At 70.5% G+C, this 20,347-nt stretch carries 17 protein-coding genes; 14 read left to right on the top strand and 3 right to left on the bottom strand.

Features of this window, described 5'->3' with window-relative positions; all coding sequences use genetic code 11:
- Position 1: 1 nt before the first annotated feature.
- From GRQ65_RS11500 to GRQ65_RS11545, 10 genes are all read left to right on the top strand, one after another.
- The gene (locus GRQ65_RS11500; RefSeq protein ID WP_160878106.1) at positions 2 to 2,485 is read left to right on the top strand and encodes an NADH-quinone oxidoreductase subunit G; all 2,484 of its coding nucleotides are present in this window, start codon (positions 2 to 4) and stop codon (positions 2,483 to 2,485) included.
- On the top strand, positions 2,482 to 3,807 hold the full coding sequence (gene nuoH, locus GRQ65_RS11505) for an NADH-quinone oxidoreductase subunit NuoH (protein ID WP_160878107.1): 1,326 nt from the start codon (positions 2,482 to 2,484) through the stop codon (positions 3,805 to 3,807). Before GRQ65_RS11500 ends, nuoH begins: the two co-directional genes overlap by 4 nt.
- A gap of 4 nt (positions 3,808 to 3,811) precedes the next feature.
- Positions 3,812 to 4,408, top strand: coding sequence for an NADH-quinone oxidoreductase subunit NuoI (nuoI, locus tag GRQ65_RS11510; protein ID WP_160878108.1), 597 nt, complete (start codon positions 3,812 to 3,814; stop codon positions 4,406 to 4,408).
- Positions 4,405 to 5,268: an NADH-quinone oxidoreductase subunit J gene (locus tag GRQ65_RS11515; RefSeq protein ID WP_160878109.1), complete on the top strand. Its 864-nt coding sequence runs from the start codon at positions 4,405 to 4,407 to the stop codon at positions 5,266 to 5,268. Before nuoI ends, GRQ65_RS11515 begins: the two co-directional genes overlap by 4 nt.
- A complete protein-coding gene (gene nuoK, locus GRQ65_RS11520) occupies positions 5,268 to 5,570 on the top strand; it encodes an NADH-quinone oxidoreductase subunit NuoK (protein WP_160878110.1) in 303 nt (100 codons plus the stop codon). The genes GRQ65_RS11515 and nuoK overlap by 1 nt, the downstream gene beginning before the upstream one ends.
- A gap of 25 nt (positions 5,571 to 5,595) precedes the next feature.
- Positions 5,596 to 7,533, top strand: a complete 1,938-nt coding sequence (gene nuoL / locus GRQ65_RS11525; protein ID WP_237448131.1) for an NADH-quinone oxidoreductase subunit L — start codon at positions 5,596 to 5,598, stop codon at positions 7,531 to 7,533.
- Complete coding sequence (locus GRQ65_RS11530) at positions 7,530 to 9,101, top strand: NADH-quinone oxidoreductase subunit M (protein WP_160878112.1); 1,572 nt, start codon at positions 7,530 to 7,532, stop codon at positions 9,099 to 9,101. Before nuoL ends, GRQ65_RS11530 begins: the two co-directional genes overlap by 4 nt.
- Positions 9,101 to 10,768, top strand: a complete 1,668-nt coding sequence (gene nuoN, locus GRQ65_RS11535) for an NADH-quinone oxidoreductase subunit NuoN (RefSeq protein ID WP_160878113.1) — start codon at positions 9,101 to 9,103, stop codon at positions 10,766 to 10,768. Before GRQ65_RS11530 ends, nuoN begins: the two co-directional genes overlap by 1 nt.
- Entirely contained in the window at positions 10,765 to 11,784 is a 1,020-nt protein-coding gene (locus tag GRQ65_RS11540; protein ID WP_439331858.1) for a polyprenyl synthetase family protein, read from the top strand. The genes nuoN and GRQ65_RS11540 overlap by 4 nt, the downstream gene beginning before the upstream one ends.
- 151 nt (positions 11,785 to 11,935) lie before the next feature.
- The gene (locus GRQ65_RS11545) at positions 11,936 to 12,676 is read left to right on the top strand and encodes a hypothetical protein (protein ID WP_160878114.1); all 741 of its coding nucleotides are present in this window, start codon (positions 11,936 to 11,938) and stop codon (positions 12,674 to 12,676) included.
- A gap of 4 nt (positions 12,677 to 12,680) precedes the next feature.
- Here the strand turns inward: GRQ65_RS11545 and rarD are convergent, their stop codons facing one another.
- Positions 12,681 to 13,589: an EamA family transporter RarD gene (gene rarD, locus GRQ65_RS11550; protein WP_160878115.1), complete on the bottom strand. Its 909-nt coding sequence runs from the start codon at positions 13,587 to 13,589 to the stop codon at positions 12,681 to 12,683.
- Between the two features lie 101 nt (positions 13,590 to 13,690).
- Here rarD and GRQ65_RS11555 point away from each other — a divergent pair, with 101 nt between their 5' ends.
- The gene (locus GRQ65_RS11555; RefSeq protein ID WP_160878116.1) at positions 13,691 to 14,092 is read left to right on the top strand and encodes a hypothetical protein; all 402 of its coding nucleotides are present in this window, start codon (positions 13,691 to 13,693) and stop codon (positions 14,090 to 14,092) included.
- A 225-nt stretch (positions 14,093 to 14,317) separates the two neighbouring features.
- Here GRQ65_RS11555 and GRQ65_RS11560 read toward each other — a convergent pair whose 3' ends face one another.
- Together GRQ65_RS11560 and GRQ65_RS11565 are read right to left on the bottom strand one after the other, a co-directional pair.
- Complete coding sequence (locus GRQ65_RS11560; protein WP_160878117.1) at positions 14,318 to 15,397, bottom strand: 2-oxoacid:ferredoxin oxidoreductase subunit beta; 1,080 nt, start codon at positions 15,395 to 15,397, stop codon at positions 14,318 to 14,320.
- On the bottom strand, positions 15,394 to 17,343 hold the full coding sequence (locus GRQ65_RS11565; RefSeq protein ID WP_160878118.1) for a 2-oxoacid:acceptor oxidoreductase subunit alpha: 1,950 nt from the start codon (positions 17,341 to 17,343) through the stop codon (positions 15,394 to 15,396). The genes GRQ65_RS11560 and GRQ65_RS11565 overlap by 4 nt, the downstream gene beginning before the upstream one ends.
- Positions 17,344 to 17,596: 253 nt before the next feature.
- On the opposite strand from GRQ65_RS11565, the gene GRQ65_RS11570 reads away from it, so the two are divergent.
- The 3 genes from GRQ65_RS11570 to GRQ65_RS11580 are packed head-to-tail and all read left to right on the top strand — an operon-like array spanning position 17,597 to position 20,338.
- On the top strand, positions 17,597 to 18,652 hold the full coding sequence (locus GRQ65_RS11570; protein WP_160878119.1) for a sulfate ABC transporter substrate-binding protein: 1,056 nt from the start codon (positions 17,597 to 17,599) through the stop codon (positions 18,650 to 18,652).
- The gene (cysT, locus tag GRQ65_RS11575; RefSeq protein WP_160878120.1) at positions 18,652 to 19,533 is read left to right on the top strand and encodes a sulfate ABC transporter permease subunit CysT; all 882 of its coding nucleotides are present in this window, start codon (positions 18,652 to 18,654) and stop codon (positions 19,531 to 19,533) included. The genes GRQ65_RS11570 and cysT overlap by 1 nt, the downstream gene beginning before the upstream one ends.
- Positions 19,526 to 20,338 carry a sulfate ABC transporter permease subunit gene (locus tag GRQ65_RS11580; protein WP_160878121.1) on the top strand — a complete coding sequence of 271 codons (813 nt, stop codon included), beginning with the start codon at positions 19,526 to 19,528 and terminating at the stop codon, positions 20,336 to 20,338. Before cysT ends, GRQ65_RS11580 begins: the two co-directional genes overlap by 8 nt.
- Positions 20,339 to 20,347: the final 9 nt, after the last annotated feature.

The raw sequence follows: 20,347 nt of genomic DNA on the forward strand, positions 1-20,347 counted from the left end.
CATGACCACCACCCCAGAGAAGACCGCCCAGAGCTCCGGCACCGAGAACACCCCGGTCGCCGTCAAGACGGTCACCGTGACCATCGACGGCGTCCAGGTCGAGGTCCCCGAGAACACCCTGGTGATCCGCGCGGCCGAGCAGATCGGCGTGCAGATCCCGCGCTTCTGCGACCACCCGCTCCTGGCCCCGGTCGGTGCCTGCCGCCAGTGCCTGGTCGACGTGCCCGACGCCGGCAACGGCCGCGGCTTCCCCAAGCCGCAGGCCTCCTGCACGCTCCCGGTCGCCGACGGCATGGTCGTGAGCACCCAGCTCACCAGCCCGGTCGCCGACAAGGCGCAGCAGGGCGTGATGGAGTTCCTGCTCGTCAACCACCCGCTCGACTGCCCCGTCTGCGACAAGGGCGGCGAGTGCCCCCTGCAGAACCAGGCGCTGTCCAACGGCCGCGGCGAGTCGCGCTTCTCCACCTCCGGCGGGGTCAAGCGCACCTTCCCCAAGCCCATCTCCATCTCGCCGGTCGTGCTCCTCGACCGCGAGCGCTGCATCGTGTGCCAGCGCTGCACGCGCTTCGCCGAGGAGATCCCCGGCGACCCGTTCATCGCGCTGGTCGAGCGGGGTGCGCAGCAGCAGATCGGCATCGCCGAGGGCGAGCCGTTCTACTCCTACTTCTCCGGCAACGTCATCCAGATCTGCCCGGTCGGCGCGCTGACCTCGGCCGACTACCGCTTCCGCTCGCGGCCCTTCGACCTCGTCTCGACCCCCGCGGTCGGCGAGCACGACGCCTGCGGCTCGGCGATCCGCGTCGACCACCGTCGCGGCAAGGTCATGCGCCGCCTCTCCGGCGAGGACGCCGAGGTCAACGAGGAGTGGATCACCGACAAGGACCGCTTCGGCTTCCACTATCTCACCGCCGAGGACCGGCTGACCTACCCGCAGGTGCGGGACCGGAGCGAGGACGGGGCCGGGGTCCTCCGTCCGGCGTCGTGGACCGAGGCCTTCGCGGTCGCGGCCCGCGGGCTGCGCGAGGCCGGCGCCACCGGTGTGCTCCCGGGCGGTCGCCTGACCGTCGAGGACGCCTACGCCTACAGCGCCTTCGCACGGATCGCGCTCGGCACCCACGACGTCGACTTCCGCGCCCGTCCGCTCTCGGCCGAGGAGACGTCGTTCCTCGGCGCCGAGGTCGTGCTCCGCGGCCCCGGCGGCGGGGGAGTCACCTACGCCGACCTCGAGTCGGCCAGCACCGTCGTGCTCGCGGGCCTGGAGCCCGAGGACGAGGCCGGCGCGATCTTCCTGCGCCTGCGCAAGGCGACGCGTCGTACGCCGGGCACCCGCGTGCTCGCGGTCGCGGCGTACTCCACCCGCGCGCTGCGCAAGCTGCACGGCACCCTGGTCCAGGCCGCCCCCGGCGAGGAGGCCGAGGCGCTGCAGTCGCTCGGCACCCGCGCCGACCACGGCATCGGCAAGGACACCGTCGTCCTGGTCGGTGAGCGGCTCGCCACGAGCCCCGGTGCGCTGACCGCGGCTGCGGCCCTGGCCGCCCGCACCGGCGCCCGGCTCGCCTGGGTGCCCCGTCGCGCCGGCGACCGCGGAGCCCTCGAGGCGGGCTGCCTGCCGACCCTGCTGCCCGGCGGCCGCCCGGTCACCGACGCCGGTGCCCGCGTCGACGTGGCCACCGCGTGGGGTCTCGACTCGCTGCCGGAGACGCCCGGTCGCGACGCCGACCAGATCGTCGCCGCGCTCAGCTCCGGTGAGCTCCGCGGCCTGGTCGTCGGCGGCGTCGACCCCGACGACACGGCCGAACCCGAGGCGTTCCGCGAGGCGCTGCGCGCCGCGTCGTTCGTCGTCGCGCTCGACCTGCGCGAGACCGAGGTGACCCAGGCGGCCGACGTGGTCTTCCCGGTCGCCGCCGTCACCGACAAGGCCGGCACGTTCGTGACCTGGGAGGGGCGCCCGCGCCCGTTCGAGGCCGTCTTCACCAACCCGCAGGCCCTGCCCGACAGCCGCGTGCTCGCCGGGATCGCCGAGGAGCTGGGCCGCCCGCTCGGCTTCCGCACGGTCCCCGAGGTGCGCCGCCAGCTCGAGCAGCTCGGGCCGTGGGACGGGGAGCGGGTGGCGCACGACGTGAGTGGTCCCGAGACGAGCGCGACCTCCTCGGCCGGCGGGGTGGCCGACTCCTCGGCCAGCGGGGGCTACGCGCTCGCGACCTGGAAGCAGCTGCTCGACCTCGGCACGATGCAGGACGGTGACGAGCACCTGCGGGCGACCGCCCGGCCGGCGCTCGTGCGCGTCAGCGCGGCGACCTACGAGGAGCACGGCCCGCTGCTCACCCTCACCGGCGACCGCGGCACGATCACCCTGCCCGCCGAGGTGGCTGCCGACATCGCCGACGACGTGGTGTGGGTCCCCGCCCGCAGCAGCGGACGCGGTGTCCTGGCCGACCTGGCCTCGCCCGGCAGCCGCGTCACCGTGACAGGAGCCCAGGCATGAACCCGCTCGCCGTGACGCCGATGGCGCTCGACCAGTTCGGCAACGACCCCTGGTGGGTCATCCTCATCAAGACCCTGATGGTCTTCGTGGTCCTGGTGCTCCTCACCCTGTTCAACATCTGGTGGGAGCGCCGCGTCGTGGCGCGCATGCAGCACCGCGTCGGCCCCAACGTGCACGGGCCCTTCGGCCTGCTGCAGTCGCTGGCCGACGGCGTGAAGCTGGCGCTGAAGGAGGACATCATCCCGACGGCCGCCGACAAGGCGGTGTTCCTCATCGCCCCCGTGCTCGCCACGGTGCCGGCGTTCGTGACCTTCTCGGTCATCCCGTTCGGGCCGGAGGTCGACTTCTTCGGGGTCCGGACGCCGCTGCAGCTCACCGACATGCCGGTGGCGGTGCTGTTCGTGATGGCGATCGCCTCGATCGGCATCTACGGCATCGTGCTGGGCGGCTGGGCCAGCGGCTCGACGTACTCCCTGCTCGGCGGGCTGCGCTCGAGCGCGCAGATGATCTCCTACGAGGTCGCGATGGGCCTCGCGCTCGTCGCGGTCTTCCTCTACGCCGGCTCCATGTCGACCTCGGAGATCGTCGCGGCGCAGGACAACCTGTGGTTCGGCCTGATCCTGCTGCCGTCGTTCGTCATCTACGTCATCGCGATGGTCGGCGAGACCAACCGCGCGCCGTTCGACCTCCCCGAGGCCGAGGGTGAGCTGGTCGGCGGGTTCCACACCGAGTACAGCTCGCTGAAGTTCGCGCTGTTCTTCCTCGCCGAGTACATCAACATGGCCACCGTCTCGGCGCTCGCCACGACGCTGTTCCTCGGCGGCTGGCACGCGCCGTTCTGGATCGACGAGCTGTACGCCGGGTTCAACGAGGGCTACTGGCCGGTGCTGTGGTTCTTCGGCAAGGTGCTGTTCTTCGTCTTCGTCTTCATCTGGCTGCGCGGCTCGCTGCCTCGGATGCGCTACGACCAGTTCATGGCGCTGGGGTGGAAGTACCTCATCCCGATCTCGCTGGGCTGGATCGTCGCGGTCGCCACGATCCGCGCCATCTCGCTCGACGGCGGCATCTCGCGCCAGTGGCTCCTCATCGGCATCGGCGTCCTCGCGGTCGCGATGATCGCGCTGTTCTTCTTCGGCGGCGAAGTGGCCGAGGACGACGACGCGGGGGAGCAGCAGGAGGCGCGCCCCGGCGCGTTCCCGACCCCGGCGATGCCCGCCGGCGGCGCGGTCCGCGGTGGCGCGGCCCCGCTGACCTTCCCGACCAGCCGGACCAGCCAGCAGACGGTGCCCGCCGGCACCCCCACCTCCGCAGACGGGAGCTGAGCACGTGCCCACGCTCAAGGAGCAGTTCTGGGACCCGGTCGCCGGGTTCGGAGTGACCTTCCGGACGATGTTCAAGAAGGTCGTCACCGAGCAGTACCCCTTCGAGAGGGTCCCGACGGCGCCGCGCTTCCACGGTCGCCACCAGCTCAACCGCTGGCCCGACGGGCTCGAGAAGTGCATCGGCTGCGAGCTGTGCGCGTGGGCCTGCCCGGCCGACGCCATCTACGTCGAAGGCGCCTCCAACGAGGACCTGCCCGACGGCTCGGGCCGCTTCAGCCCGGGGGAGCGCTACGGCCGCGTCTACCAGATCAACTACCTGCGCTGCATCCTGTGCGGCCTGTGCATCGAGGCGTGCCCGACCCGCGCGCTCACGATGACCAACGAGTACGAGCTGGCCGACGACAACCGCGCCGACCTGATCTACACCAAGGAGAACCTCCTCGCGCCGCTGCTGCCCGGCATGGAGCAGCCGCCGCACGCGATGCTCCTCGGCGACGACGAGGGCGACTACTACCGCGGCGCCACGACCCCCACGCCGTCCAGCGGCAGCACGATCGAGGACCCGCAGACTCCCGGGTCGGACGACGGGGCCGCGTCGTGATCGCGTTCTGGGTGCTCGCGCCGATCATGGTGCTGGCCGCGCTGTCGATCCTGTTCGTGCGCAAGGCCGTCCACGCCGCCATGCTGCTGGCCGTCGTGATGATCAGCCTCGCGGTGCTCTACCTCGTGCTCGAGGCGCCGTTCCTCTTCGCCGTGCAGATCATCGTCTACACCGGCGCGATCATGATGCTGTTCCTCTTCGTGCTCATGCTCGTCGGCGTCGACGCCTCCGACTCGGTCATCGAGACCATCCGCGGCCAGCGCATCCTCGCCATGGTCGGCGGCCTGGCGCTCGGTCTCACGCTGGTCCTCGGTCTCGCCCAGATCAGCCTCGGCTCGGTGGTCGGGCTCGGCTCGGTCAACGAGGGCGGCAACATCCAGGCCATCGCCAACGTGCTGTTCTCCAAGTACGTCTTCGCCTTCGAGGTGACCTCGGCGCTGCTCATCACCGCCGCGATGGGCGCGATGGTGCTGGCCCACCGCGAGCGGCTCACCCCGCGCAAGACCCAGGCGGTCCGGGCGGCCGAGCGCGTCGCGGCGTACGCCGAGAGCGGGGAGCACCTCGGCCCGCTGCCGGCCCCCGGCGTCTACGCCCGCCACAACGCCGTCGGCACGCCGGCCCTGCTGCCCGACGGTTCGGTCGCCGAGGACTCCGTCTCGCGGGTGCTCGCCGCCCGCGGATCGGTGCGACGCACGATCCCGCGCGACGTCGACGAGCTGCAGCGCGCCATCGACCACGGCCCCGGCTCCGGCGTGCCCGCCTCGCAGGACTCGCCCGACGGTCGCTCCACGAGCACCGGCCGCGCCCCCGGCGCCTCCACCGGTCCCGACACTGGCTCGACCCCGGAAGGCGGTGAGTGATGGACAGCGTGACGCCGTTCATCGTCCTCTCCTCGATCCTGTTCACCATCGGGGCGATCGGGGTGCTGACCCGACGCAACGCCATCGTGGTGTTCATGTGCGTGGAGCTGATGCTCAACGCCTGCAACCTCGCGCTGGTCGCGTTCGCGCACCAGTACGGCAACCTCGACGGTCAGATCGCGGCCTTCTTCGTGATGGTCGTCGCCGCTGCCGAGGTCGTGGTCGGGCTGGCGATCATCATGACCATCTTCCGCACCCGTCGTTCGGCCTCGGTCGACGACGCGAGCCTGCTCAAGTACTGACGGGACCACCGACGAGATGTATGTGATGGCAGAGGGCGGGCACTCGGTCCCGCTGGTCGACCCGACCAGCGCGGACGGCGTGTTCTCCCTGATGTGGCTGGTGATCGCGCTCCCCGCCGCGGGTGCGGCGGTGCTGCTGATCGGCGGGGCGCTCGCGCCGCGCGCGTTCGCCTCCTTCGGGCACCTGCTCGGCACCCTGATGCCGATCGGGTCGTTCGCGCTCAGCCTGGCGATGTTCCTGCAGCTGCAGGGACGCGACGAGGCCGACCGCCAGGTCGTCCAGCACCTGTGGACCTTCATCCGGGTCGGCGAGCTCGACGCGGGCTTCGACCTGCTCTACGACCCGCTGACAGCGCTGTTCCTACTGCTCATCACCGGCGTCGGGTCGCTGATCCACGTCTACTCGATCGGCTACATGGAGCACGACCCGCGACGGGTCCGGTTCTTCGGCTACCTCAACCTCTTCGTGGCCGCGATGCTCGTGCTGATCATGTCCGAGAACTACATCGGGCTGTTCCTGGGCTGGGAGGGCGTCGGCCTGGCGTCGTACCTGCTCATCGGCTTCTGGCAGCACAAGCACTCGGCGGCCGCGGCGGCCAAGAAGGCCTTCGTCATCAACCGCGTCGGTGACATGGGCCTGTCGACCGCGATCATGCTCGCCTTCGTCACCTTCGGCTCCGTCTCCTTCACCACCATCAGCGCGGGTGCCGGCGAGGCCGGCGAGAAGACGATGACCGCGATGGGGCTGCTGCTCCTGCTGGGCGCCTGCGGCAAGTCGGCCCAGGTGCCGCTGCAGGCCTGGCTGCTCGACGCGATGGAGGGCCCGACCCCGGTCTCGGCGCTCATCCACGCCGCGACCATGGTCACCGCCGGCGTCTACCTCGTCGTGCGCTCCAACTTCGTCTTCGACTACGCACCGAACGCGCAGACCGTGGTCGTCATCGTCGCCACCGTCACGCTCCTGTGGGGTGCGGTCATCGGCTGCGCCAAGGACGACATCAAGAAGGCGCTCGCCGGCTCCACGATGAGCCAGATCGGCTACATGATGCTCGGCGCCGGCCTCGGCCCGGCGGGCTACGCGTTCGCGATCTTCCACCTGCTCACGCACGGCTTCTTCAAGGCCAACATGTTCCTCGGCGCCGGCTCCGTGATGCACGGGATGGACGACGACGTGGACATGCGCCACTACGGCGCGCTGCGCAAGGCCATGCCGATCACGTTCATCACCTTCGCGATGGGCTACCTCGCGATCATCGGCTTCCCCGGGTTCTCCGGGTTCTGGTCGAAGGACAAGATCATCGAGACCGCACTGGCCGAGAACTGGATCGTCGGGGTCTGCGCCCTGCTCGGCGCCGGCGTCACCGGCTTCTACATGACGCGGCTGATGATCATGACGTTCTTCGGCGAGAAGCGCTGGGAGAAGGACGTGCACCCGCACGAGTCGCCCTCGGTCATGACCTTCCCGCTGATCGTGCTGGCCGCGCTCTCGGTCGTCTCCGGTGTCCTGCTGCTCGGCGGCTGGATCGAGCACTGGCTCGAGCCGGTCACCGGGGTGCCCGACCACCACGAGCCGCCGATCCCGGCCCTGGCCGTCACCGGCCTCGCGGTGCTCGTCGTCGCCGCCGGTGTCGCCCTCGCGGTCGCGCTGGTCGCCCGTCGCCCGGTGCCGCGCGAGGCGCCCACGGAGGTCTCCTTCGCCACCCGCGCCGCGCGCGCCGACATCTACGGCGACGCGTTCAACGACCAGGTGATCGTCGAGCCGGGCCGCGCCCTGACCACCGGCCTGGTGCGCATGGACCGTTCGGTCGTCGACGGCACGTTCCGCGCCGGCGTCGTGCTCGTCGGCGGCATCGGTGCCCTGACCCGTCGGGCGCAGAACGGCTACGTCCGCTCCTACGCGCTCTCCGTCCTCGGCGGCGTGCTGCTCGTCGTCCTCGCGCTCCTGGCGGTGAACCTGGCATGAACGACTTCCCCCTCCTGACCCTGCTCTGGGTCGTGCCGCTGGTCGGTGCCCTCGCCGTCGCCTTCGGGCCGCGCGGGGCGCTCGCCAAGCAGACGGCGGTCGTCGTCTCGCTGCTCACGTTGGTCGTCGGTGTCGTCGTCGCCACCCAGTTCGACCGCGGGACCGACGGCTTCCAGCTGACCGAGACCCACGAGTGGATCGGCGCCTTCGGTGTCCACTACGCCCTCGGGCTCGACGGGCTCGGCCTGCTGCTGGTGCTGCTCACCGTCGCGCTCGTGCCGGTCGTGCTCGTCGCGGCGTGGAACGACGCCCCCGACGACACCGCACGCCAGTTCTACGCGTGGGCGCTGGCGCTCGAGGCGCTGTCGCTGGTCGTCTTCCTCGCCACCGACGTGTTCCTCTTCTACGTCGTCTTCGAGGCCACGCTGATCCCGGCCTACTTCCTCATCGGCGGCTTCGGCCGCGCCGGACGCTCGGCGGCGGCGCTGAAGTTCCTGATGTTCCAGCTCGGCGGCGGTCTCGTGCTGCTCGGCTCGGTCATCGGGCTCTACGTCGTCTCCGCGCAGGCCGGCTCCCCGTCGTACCTCCTGACCGACCTGCAGCAGGTCGACATGTCGACGAGCGCCGAGCGCTGGCTGTTCGCCGGCTTCTTCATCGCCTTCGCGATCAAGGCGCCGCTGTTCCCGGTCCACACCTGGCTCGCCGACACGACCGAGCGCGCCACCCCGGCCACGAGCGTCCTGCTCGTCTGCGTGCTCGACAAGATCGGCACCTTCGGGATGCTGCGGTTCTGCCTCGGGCTCTTCCCGGGCGCCTCGGAGTGGGCGACGCCGCTCGTCATCGCCCTGGCGCTGATCTCGATCGTCTACGGCGCGTTCATCGCCATCGGCCAGGACGACCTGCTCCGCCTGATCGGGCTCACCTCGCTCAGCCACTTCGGCTTCATCACCCTCGGCATCTTCGTGTTCACCGCCCAGGGCGCGAGCGGCTCGATCCTCTACATGGTCAACCACGGGGTCGCGACGGCCGCGCTGTTCCTGATCGCCGGCTTCGTCATCAAGCGCCGTGGCACCTCGCGCATCTCGCAGATGGGCGGACTGGAGAAGGTCACGCCGGTCAGCGCCGGGCTCTTCCTGGTCGCCGGCCTCGCCACCGCGGGCCTGCCCGGGCTGAGCCAGTTCGTCTCCGAGATCCTCGTGCTGATCTCGGCCTTCGACTACCGGTGGTACGTCGGCGCGATCGCCGTGACCGGCATCGTGCTCGCCGCGATCTACGTGCTCTGGGCCTACCAGCGCATCTTCACCGGACCCAACCCGAGCGTGCTGCAGGCCGACGTCGTCGCCGCCGACGGCTCCAGCGACCCCGAGATGCGCCAGCGCGTGGCCGACCTCGGGCGCCGCGAGATCGGCGTCCTCGTGCCGCTGGTCGCCGCCCTGGTGCTGTTCGGCTTCTACCCGATGCCGCTGCTCGACGTCAGCAACCCGTTCTCGGAGTCGCTGCTGCAGCAGACCGGTGTCACCGATGACGGGCCACGCGTGCCCGTCGAGGCCCAGGAGGCGGGTCGCTGATGGAGTTCACCAAGCCCACCATCGAGTACGCCACGCTGTGGCCGCTGCTCGTCGTCTTCGGCGTCGCCGTCGTCGGCGTGCTGTTCGAGGCGTTCCTGCCCCGTGAGCGCCGCTTCGTCGCGCAGTCGGTGCTCGCCGTCCTCGGCCTGCTCGTCGCGCTCGGCGGCACGGCGTACGTCTGGACGCAGCTCGACGAGATCCGCGTCGACGGCCAGGGCGTGGTCGCCCGCGGCGAGCTCGCCGCCGGGCAGACCCTCGCCGTCGACGGCCCCACGATCTTCCTGTGGGGCCTGGTGCTGCTCTTCTCGATCGCCGGGGTGCTGCTGTTCGCCGAGCGCCGGCTCGAGGGCGGGGTCTCGACGTTCGCCGGCCAGGCCGCCGCGCTGCCCGGCAGCGAGGCCGAGCGCGAGGCGTCGACCCGCGGGCTGCACCACACCGAGGTCTACCCGCTGCTGATGTTCGCCGTCGGCGGCATGATGCTCTTCCCGACGGCCAACGACCTGCTGACGATGTTCGTCGCCCTCGAGGTCCTCTCGCTCCCGCTCTACCTCATGTGCGGTCTCGCCCGCCGCCGCCGGCTGCTCAGCCAGGAGGCCGCGCTGAAGTACTTCCTGCTCGGCGCCTTCTCCTCCGGCTTCTTCCTGTACGGCGCCGCGCTGGTCTTCGGCTACGCCGGGTCGATGCAGTTCGCCGACATCAGCGAGGCCGTGCGCAACGGCACCGGCAACAACGCCCTGCTGCTCATCGGCATGGGGCTGCTCGCCGTCGGTCTGCTCTTCAAGGTCGGCGCGGTGCCGTTCCAGGCCTGGACGCCCGACGTCTACCAGGGCGCTCCGACCGCGGTCACGGCGTTCATGGCCGCCTGCACGAAGATCGCGGCGTTCGGTGCGCTGCTGCGGCTGTTCTACGTCGCCTTCGGTGCCGAGCGCTGGGACTGGCAGCCGATGCTGTGGGTCATCGCGATCCTCACGATGCTGGCCGGCGCGATCCTGGCGGCGGTGCAGACCGACGTGAAGCGGATGCTCGCCTACTCCTCCGTCGCCCACACCGGCTTCCTGCTCGTCGGCGTGCTCGGCGTGCGCTCGGCCGGGGCCGTCGGCACCGACGAGATCACCGCGCTGCAGTCGGTGCTGTTCTACCTCGCGACCTACGCCCCGGCGACGGTCGGCACCTTCGCCATCGTCACGCTGGTGCGCGACGCCGGCGGCGAGGCCACGGCGTTCTCGAAGTGGGCCGGCCTCGGCCAGCGCTCGCCGCTCGTCGCGGGCGCCTTCGGCTTCCTGCTGCTCTCGATGGCCGGCATCCCGCTCACCGGCGGCTTCGTCGGCAAGTGGTCGGTCTTCACCGTGGCCATGGCCGCGGGCGCCTGGCCGGTCGTGCTGGTCGCGATCGTCGCGAGCATCATCTCGGTGTTCTTCTACGTCCGCGTGATCCTCCTGATGTTCTTCAGCGACGACGACACCAGCGAGGTGACCGACGCCGAGACCGGCTGGGGCGCCGGCACGGTGACCGCGACGCTGGAGCGGGTGGAGACCGCCGCGGTGACGAAGCCGTCGCTGCTGACGTCGGGGACGATCGCCGTCTGCGTGCTGCTCGTCGTGCTGCTCGGCCTCGTGCCCGGGCCGATTCTCGACCTCGCGGGTGATGCGGGACAATTCATCAGGTGAGCTCACCCCAGCCGTCCGGTGCGGGTCAGGGCCTGGCCCTGCCGGTCGCCGACCCGGCCCTCGAGGCCCGTCTGCGCACCCGGATGGACGAGGTCGAGAAGGCGCTCTACGCCCACGTGCAGAGCCGCTTCCCCTACGTCACCGAGGCGGCGTCGCACCTGCTCGACGCGGGCGGCAAGCGGTTCCGTCCGCTGCTGGTGCTGCTCGCGGCCGAGGCCGGTGAGCACCCCGAGTCCGACGAGGTCGTCACCGCGGCCTGCGTCGTCGAGGTGACCCACGTCGGCTCGCTCTACCACGACGACGTGATGGACGAGGCCGAGCTGCGTCGCGGCTCGCCCTCGGCCAACGCCCGCTGGGACAACCTCGTCGCGATCCTCACCGGCGACTTCCTGTTCGCCAAGTCCTCCGAGCTCACCGCCACGCTCGGCGCCGACGCCGTGCGCATCCAGGCCGAGACGTTCAGCCGGCTCGTCGAGGGCCAGATCCTCGAGACCGTGACGCCAGGCCCCGACGAGGACGCCCTCGCGCACTACCTCGAGGTCGTCGCCGGCAAGACCGGGTCCCTGATCGCGACCTCCGCCCGCTACGGCGCCCGCTTCGGCGGCACCAGCGCCGAGGTCGAGAAGGCGCTCGCGGCGTACGGCGAGATCGTCGGCTCGGCGTTCCAGCTCTCCGACGACATCATCGACATCGCCTCCGACTCCGAGGAGTCCGGCAAGACCCCCGGCACCGACCTGCGCGAGGGCGTGCCGACCCTGCCGGTGATCATGGCGCAGCGCTCGACCGACCCGGCCGACGCGCGCCTGCTCGAGCTGCTCGCCAGCGACCTCACCGACGACGCCGCCCACGCCGAGACGCTCGCGCTGCTGCGCGCCCACCCGGCGATGGACGAGGCCCGCGCCTACGTCCTCGAGCGCACCACCGAGGCCAAGGCGCTGCTCGACGTGCTCCCCGCGGGCCCGGTCCGCGACGCCCTCGAGGCCTTCGCCGACGCGGTGGCGACCCGGTCCAGCTGAACCAAGTCGCCCGCGGAACACGCACCGGTTCGCTCGCTCGGGCGGGGCAAAGATGGGCAGAACTCCCCATGGACCAGCGGCCACAGACGCGGTTATGTTCAGCGCGTCTGACCGGCCGGTCAGACCTGACAGACCCACGGGGGAGCTCGAGATGCGTCGACTGGTCGGCACGATCGTCATGGCACTGGCAGGGGTGGCGCTGACCGCGCCCGCGGCGAGCGCGGACGGAGGGAACTACCCGTCCAACGCGCCATTGGTGGCGTCGGGGGCCACGGTGACTGGCGGAGCAACCGCACCGCAGACGGTCTCGCCGAACTCGGCCGGCAAGTCGGGCGTTCAGTATTACAAGGTGGCGGTCGGGTTCGGCGACCGACTGACGGTGGACTTCGCGACCGTAACAGGTGACGCCACCGCTCTCTGTGTTTTCGCGCCCACGACGACCGACTTCACCGTCGGCAGCCAGAACTGTCTCGAGAGCGGAAGCACCGGCTCCTCCGGCAAGGCGCAGTTGCAGTTCGTCGCGCCTACGGCCGGGGACTACCTCCTGGCGATCAGTGCTTACTACTACAAGCCCTGGGCCTATTCCATGACCCCGTACGTCGCCAAGACCACGACCGTCGAGGCGAGCGCGCCTGCGACCGCCAAGGTGGGCCGCAAGATCAAGGTGGCCGGTCAGGTCTCGCCCGGCTTGGCCGTCCCCGTCAAGCTCCAGCTCAAGCAGCGTGGTGTCGGCTGGGCGACGGTGGGAGAGAAGACGAGCGCGGCCGACGGCGCCTTCAAGCTCACGTACCGGACCAGTGGGCGTGGCCTCTACAAGATGAGGGTGCTGTTCGAGGGTGCGCCCGGATACCTCGGCGACACCTCCGGCAAGATCAAGGTCCGAGTGCGCTGAGGACTCACGCCGTCGTCGCCAGCGCGGTGAGCCGCAGCTGGTGGCGGCGGTGGGTCCAGGCCTCGACGGAGAAGACGACGAGGGCGATCCAGACGAGCCCGAAGCCGGCCCAGCGCCCGGGGGGCATGTCCTCGTGGAAGTACAGGACGCCGAGGGCGAACTGGATGACCGGGGCGAGGTACTGCAGCAGGCCGAGGGTCACCATCGGCACCCGGTTGGCGGCGGCGCCGAAGCAGATGAGGGGCACGGCGGTGACGACGCCGGCCGAGACGAGCAGCACCGCGTGGCCCACACCGTGCTGGCCGAAGCTGATCTGGCTGGTGGTCCCCAGCACCACGAGGTACGCCGCCGCGACGGGCGCGATGAACGTCGTCTCGACGGCCAGGCTCTCGACGGCCCCGACTCCGGCGGACTTCTTCGCCAGGCCGTAGGTGCCGAAGCTGAATGCGAGCACCAGGGCCACCCAGGGCAGGTGGCCGTAGTCGAGGGTCAGGACCACGACGGCCAGCGAGGCGACCGCGAGGGCCACCCACTGCAGGCGGCGCAGTCGTTCGCCGAGGACCAGCACGCCCATCAGCACGGTCACGAGCGGGTTGACGAAGTATCCCAACGAGGTCTCGACGACCTTGCCGTTGTTGACGCCCCAGATGTAGGTCGCCCAGTTGACCGTCACGACGACGGCGGCCAGCGCCAGCAGCAGCGTGGTGCGCCGGCTCGCCAGCACGGCACGCACGTAGGGCCAGCGGCCCAACGCGACGACGAGCACCGCCATCGTGACCATCGAGAAGAGCACGCGGTAGGCGAGGATCTCCAGCGCCCCGGCGGGCTCGAGCAGCGGCCAGTAGAGCGGGAACGCGCCCCACATGACGTACGCCGCCACACCGAGCAGGAAGCCGCGTCGCTGGTCACTCACCAGACCACGTTAGTGCTCGGGTTTCGCCGTGCAACGGCGGGGATAAGGTGCCTGGGACAGACCCGAGACTGTTCTCCCTTCCCGAGAGGAACCCCCTGCCCATGCGCCTCGTCAGCCGCTTCGCCTCGCGCTTCGTCGCCGCGATCGTCGCCCTCGTCCTCGCCGCCGCCATGACCCAGGGCCTGGTGTCGCCCGCCAGCGCCGCGCAGCCCGCCGCGCCGGCCGCTGCCGCCGCTCAGGCCAAGACCAAGGTCAGCCTGAAGTTCGCCGCGAACGGCGCCAAGTCCTTCCGCCTCTACGGCAAGGCGAGCGGTGCCAAGAACAAGAAGGCGATCCTGCTGCGCGCCACCTCCAAGAAGGGCAAGTACCGCTCCTTCAAGACGACCAAGACCAACAAGCAGGGCAAGTTCAGCTTCGGTGGCCTGAAGAAGGAGGGCTACTACGCCGTCCGCGTCGGCAACGGCGTCTCCAAGGTCATCCAGGTCTGCAAGGGCGGCTGCTGACCCAGCGCCACCGGCTCCACGCTGAGACGCAGAACGGCCCCCACCGCACGGTGGGGGCCGTTCTGCGTCCGGTGCGGCCCCCCAGTCGTGGACGAGAGCCGCGGGGTCTACCGGGCCGACAGGTCGGTGGTCGAGGAGGGCCGCTAGGCCCGTCTCGAAATCACTCTCGACGGGCGGCGTTTCGAGACAGTCGCTAGCGCGACTTCCTCGACCACCGGGGGCGAGTCAGACGACCGTCCAGGTGTCGCCGCCGCCGATGAGCGCCGCGAGGCGGTCGTGGGGCGTGCCGTCGACGTTGCTGCGGGCGGTCTCGACCTGGGCGCGCGCCTGGTCGTCGTACGTCGGCCGCTCGACCTGGCGGAAGATGCCGATCGGCGACCGGTCGAGGTAGCCGAGCTCGGTCAGCCGGCTGATGGCGAAAGCCGTCGTCGGGTCGGCGTCGTGGGCGTCGTGCACGAGCACGGCGTCGAGGCCCACCTCCTCGACACTGGCGATCTCGACGCCGCCGTTGGCGGCCCGGACCAGGCCCCTGGAGCCACCGGAGAAGACGATCGGCTCCCCGTGGACGAGCGGGATGATCGCGTCGGCCTTGGTGTCGTTGTCCTTGATCGCGTCGAACGCACCGTCGTTGAAGATCGGGCAGTTCTGGTAGATCTCGACCAGCGAGGTGCCACGGTGCGCGGCGGCCGCAGCGAGCACCGAGGTGAGGTGCTTGCGGTCGGAGTCGATGGTGCGGGCCACGAACGACGCCTCGGCGCCCAGGGCGAGCGACACCGGGTTGAACGGGTGGTCGACCGAGCCCATCGGGGTGGACTTGGTGACCTTGCCGGCCTCGGAGGTGGGGGAGTACTGGCCCTTGGTGAGGCCGTAGATCCGGTTGTTGAACAGCAGGATCGTCATGTTGACGTTGCGGCGCAGGGCGTGGATCAGGTGGTTGCCGCCGATCGAGAGCGCGTCGCCGTCACCGGTGACGACCCAGACCGAGAGGTCCTCGCGCGCGGTCGCGATGCCGGTGGCGATCGACGGCGCACGACCGTGGATCGAGTGCATGCCGTAGGTGTCGAGGTAGTACGGGAAGCGCGAGGAGCAGCCGATCCCGGAGACGAAGACGATGTTCTCGCGGCGCAGACCGAGGTCGGGCAGGAACGACTGCACGGCCTTGAGCACGGCGTAGTCTCCGCACCCGGGGCACCAGCGGACCTCCTGGTCGGAGGAGAACTCCTTCGAGGTCTGCGGGCCGTCGGCGGCCGGGACTCCCTCGGTGCCGGATCGCAGGCCCGGGACGGGCAGGTCGGTGGTGGTCACGAGACCTCCTGAGCGGTGGTGGGGGTGAGGTCGACGGAGACGCCCTCGGCGTCGGCCACGAGCTGTCCGATCGCCTCGGCGAGCTCGGCAGCCTTGAGGGGCAGTCCGCGGACGTGGTTGTAGCCGATGGCGTCGACGAGGTACTTGCCGCGCAGCAGCAGGGAGAGCTGGCCGAGGTTCATCTCGGGCACGAGCACCTTGTCGTAGCGCTTCAGGATGTCGCCGAGGTCGTTCGGGAACGGGTTGAGGTGGCGCAGGTGGACCTGCGCGACGTTGAACCCGGCCTTGCGGACGCGGCGTACGCCGGCACCGATCGGGCCGTACGTCGAGCCCCAGCCGATGACCAGCACCTTGGCCTCGCCCGACGGGTCGTCGACCTCGAGCGGCGGGAGGGAGGCGGCGATCCGGTCGACCTTGGCCTGGCGGGTGCGGACCATGAAGTCGTGGTTGCCGGGGTCGTAGGAGATGTTGCCGTGCCCGTCGCCCTTCTCCAGACCGCCGATGCGGTGCTCGAGACCGGGGGTGCCGGGGATCGCCCACGGGCGGGCGAGGGTCTCCTCGTCGCGCAGGTAGGGCCAGAACTCCGTCTCCTCGGTGCCGTCCTCGCGCACCTTGACGACGTGGTTGGGCTCGGTGGCGAACGCCGGGTCGATGGACGGCAGCTCGTCCACCTCGCGGATCCGCCACGGCTCGGAGCCGTTGGCGAGGTAGCCGTCGGAGAGCAGGAAGACCGGGGTGCGGTACGTGACGGCGATGCGCACGGCCTCGACGGCGGCGTCGAAGCAGTCGCCGGGCGACTGCGGCGCGACGATCGGCACCGGCGCCTCGCCGTTGCGGCCGAACATCGCCTGCAGCAGGTCGGCCTGCTCGGTCTTGGTCGGCAGGCCGGTCGAGGGGCCGCCGCGCTGGACGTCGACGACCACGAGCGGGAGCTCGGTCATCACGGCCAGGCCGATCGCCTCGGACTTGAGCGCGACACCGGGACCGGACGTGGAGGTGACACCGAGCTTGCCCGCGAAGGAGGCGCCGATCGCGGCACCGATGCCGGCGATCTCGTCCTCGGCCTGGAAGGTCGTGACGCCGAAGGCCTTGTGCTTGCTGAGCTCGTGGAGGATGTCGGAGGCCGGGGTGATCGGGTAGGTCCCGAGCAGCAGGTCCAGTCCCGAGGCGACCCCGCCGGCCACGAGGCCGTAGGCGAGGGCGAGGTTGCCGGAGATGTTGCGGTAGGTGCCGGGCGCCATCGGGGCCGGCTTGACCTCGTACTGCACGGCGAAGGTCTCGGTGGTCTCACCGAAGTTCCAGCCGGCCTTGAACGCCGTGATGTTGGCGTCGCGGATGTCGGCGACCTTGGCGAAGCGGCGCTCGAGGAAGGCGACGGTGGTCTCGGTCGGGCGGCCGTACATCCACGACAGCAGGCCGAGGGCGAACATGTTCTTGGCGCGCGAGGCGTCCTTGCGCGAGAGGCCGAACTCCTTGACCGCGGCGACCGTCATGCCGGTGAGGTCGACGGCGTGCACGGTGAACTCGCCGAGCGAGTCGTCGGGCTCGCCGACCTTGTCGAGCGGGTTGTCGGCGTAGCCGGCCTTGGTGAGGTTGCGCGCGGTGAAGTCGGCGGTGTCGACGATGATCGTCGCGCCCTTGGGCAGGTCGCCGAGGTTGGCCCTGAGGGCCGCGGGGTTCATCGCGACGAGCACGTCGGGGGCGTCGCCCGCGGTGAGGATGTCGTGGTCGGCGAAGTGGACCTGGAACGACGAGACGCCGGGCAGCGTGCCCTGGGGCGCGCGGATCTCCGCGGGGAAGTTGGGCAGCGTCACCAGGTCGTTGCCGAACGCCGCCGACTCCGCGGTGAACCGGTCACCGGTCAGCTGCATCCCGTCGCCTGAGTCGCCTGCGAACCGGATGATCACCCGGTCCAGCTGCTGGACCTTCTTGGCCTGCTGGGCCACGTGCGCCTGCCTCGTCTCGGGGGCTCTGCGGCGCGCCCGGCTGGCGCGCGCATCGAGCGGTCCCCTCCAGGTTAGGCCGCCCTGACCGCAGGCCCGAAAGCGTCTCTGCCCTCGGGCGCGTGAGGCGCGACACACGCCCCGACACGCGGGGGCGAACTCCGCGTTTGACATCGACTCACTTAACTCGACTAGTCTGCTCGGGTTAATACGGACACGCGCTGTTCGGGCAGTGGCGGGAAAGAGACGGAACACGATGAAGCAGTTCAAGGTTGCGGCGACGCTCGCGCTCGCCGGGGTGCTGGCCTTGACCGCGTGCGGTGGCGACTCGGGCTCCGGTGGCGACGCCGGCGGCAGCGAGACGATCAGGCTGAGCGGTTTCTCCATCCTCGAGGCGGCCAACGAGGGCATCTTCGAGGACTTCCAGGACACGGACGCCGGCCAGGACGTCGACTTCGAGCCGTCGTACGGCGCCTCGGGTGACCAGAGCCGCGCGGTCGTCGCCGGCAACGAGGCGGACGTCGTCCACTACTCCCTCGAGACCGACGTGACCCGTCTGGTCAAGGAGGGCCTGGTCGCGGAGAACTGGAAGGACAACGCCACCAAGGGCATCGCGACGTCCTCCGTCGTCGTCTTCGTGGTCCGCCCGGGCAACCCGGACGGCATCGAGACGTGGGACGACCTGGTGCAGCCGGGCGTCGACGTCATCACGCCCAACCCGGGCTCCTCGGGCTCGGCGCGCTGGAACATCCTCGCCGCCTGGGCCCACGCCACGCAGGGCGGTGACGACGAGGCCGCCGGTCGCGACTTCATCACCAAGCTCCTCGGCAACGTCATCGCGCTCCCCGGTTCGGGCCGCGAGGCGACCACCGCCTTCACCGACGGCAGCGGCGACGTCCTGCTGTCCTACGAGAACGAGGCGATCCTCGCCAAGCAGAACGGCGCGGACATCGACTACGTCGTGCCGCCGGACACCCTGCTGATCGAGAACCCCGCCGCGGTCACGACCGAGGGTGAGAAGAAGCCGGCCGCGAAGGACTTCCTCGACTTCCTCACCGGTCCCGAGGCCCAGGCCGACTACGCGAGCTTCGGCTTCCGCCCCGTGGTCGACGGCGTCGACATCCCCGAGGTCGAGGGCGCCAACGACCCGTCCGACCCGTTCCCGACCCCCGACACGCTCTACACCATCGACGACAACTTCGGTGGCTGGGGCGAGGCGGCGGACAAGTACTTCGGCGACGGTGAAGAGGGCAACCCCCTCGGCATCATCACCGAGCTGCAGCAGCAGACCGGTCAGGTCGGCGAGCAGTAGTGTCGGGCGCCCTCTCCGGCGCGACGATCGACAAGCCCGCGCCGGCCTCCCCTGAGGGGGGCCGGCGGCGGCGCGTCCGTCGTACGACGCCTCGGTCCACGCTCGGGGCCGGCTCCGGCCTGGGCCTCGGCATCGCGATGCTGTGGTTCAGCCTGCTGGTCCTCGTGCCCCTGGCCATGATCGTCGCCCGGGCGGCGGCGGGTGGGTGGGACAGCTACTTCAACGTGTTGCAGAACCAGCAGACCTGGGCCGCCGTACGGCTCACGGTCGTGCAGGCTGCACTCGTCACGCTGCTCAACATCGTCATGGGCACCGTCATCGCCTGGGTGCTGGTCCGCGACCGCTTCCCGGGCAAGGCGATCCTCAACGTCATCATCGACGTGCCGTTCGCGCTCCCGACGATCGTGGCCGGCCTCGTGCTGCTCGCGCTCTACGGTCCCAACAGCCCGCTCGGTCTCGAGTGGGCCTTCACCCAGAAGTCGGTGTTCCTGGCCTTCGCGTTCGTGACGCTGCCGTTCATCGTCCGCACGGTGCAGCCGGTGCTCGAGGAGCTCGACGCCGACGTCGAGGAGGCTGCGGCCTCGCTCGGTGCCAGCCGGTTCACCATCTTCCGCAGGATCATCCTGCCGAGCCTGGTGCCGGCGATCTTCGCGGGTGCGGCGCTGAGCTTCGCCCGGGCGATCTCGGAGTTCGGCTCGCTGGTGCTGCTCAGCGGCAGCCGGCCGTTCGAGACCGAGGTCGTCTCGGTGCGGGTGCTGTCGTTCATCGAGAACGGCAGCTACGCCTCGGCGGCGGCGCTCGCCTCGGTGATGCTGTTCATCGCCCTCGTCGTGATCGTCGTGCTCGACATCGTGCAGAGGCGGGTGGCGCGTCGTGGTTGAGGTCTCCACGCCCACGAAGTGGGCCCTGCGGCTGCTCGCGGTCGGCTACGTCTTCCTGCTGGTCGCCTGGCCGACCGGTCTGCTCGCCTGGCGCACGTTCCAGGACGGCTTCGGCAACCTGCTCGACACCCTCGGCGACGAGGACGTCACCGCCGCGCTGACGCTCACCGCGCAGGTCGCGCTGATCGCGGTCGTGATCAACCTGCTCTTCGGCGTGACGATCTCGCTGCTGCTGGTGCGCTACGAGTTCCCGGGCAAGCGGCTGCTCTCGGCGCTCGTCGACCTGCCGCTCTCGGTCTCCCCGGTCGTGGTCGGTCTCGCGCTCGTGCTGGTCTACAACCGCCGCGACGGGCTCTTCGGTCCGACGCTGGAGGACGACCTCGGACTGCGGGTCATCTTCAGCACGCCGGGTCTGGTGATGGCGACCTGCTTCGTCGCGCTGCCGCTGGTGATCCGCGAGGTCGTGCCGGTGCTCCACGAGATCGGCGACGACCAGGAGCAGGCGGCGCGCAGCCTCGGGGCGAGCGGTCCGCAGACGTTCTGGCGCATCACGCTGCCCAGCATCAAGTGGGCGGTCGTCTACGGCGTGGTGCTGAGCCTCGCCCGGTCCGTGGGTGAGTTCGGGGCGGTCAAGGTCGTCTCCAACAACATCAGCGGCAAGACGCAGACCGCGACCCTGGCGGTGGAGGAGAAGTACCAGAACTTCGCCCAGGACCAGGCCTACGCGATCGCGTTCCTCCTGGTGATGGTCTCCATCGCCTGTCTGGTCGTCGTGGCGCTGCTGCGTCCGAAGACCGACCACTGACCTCCCTGT

It is taken from the genome of Nocardioides flavescens (genome assembly GCF_009823805.1).
GTDB lineage: Bacteria > Actinomycetota > Actinomycetes > Propionibacteriales > Nocardioidaceae > Nocardioides > Nocardioides flavescens.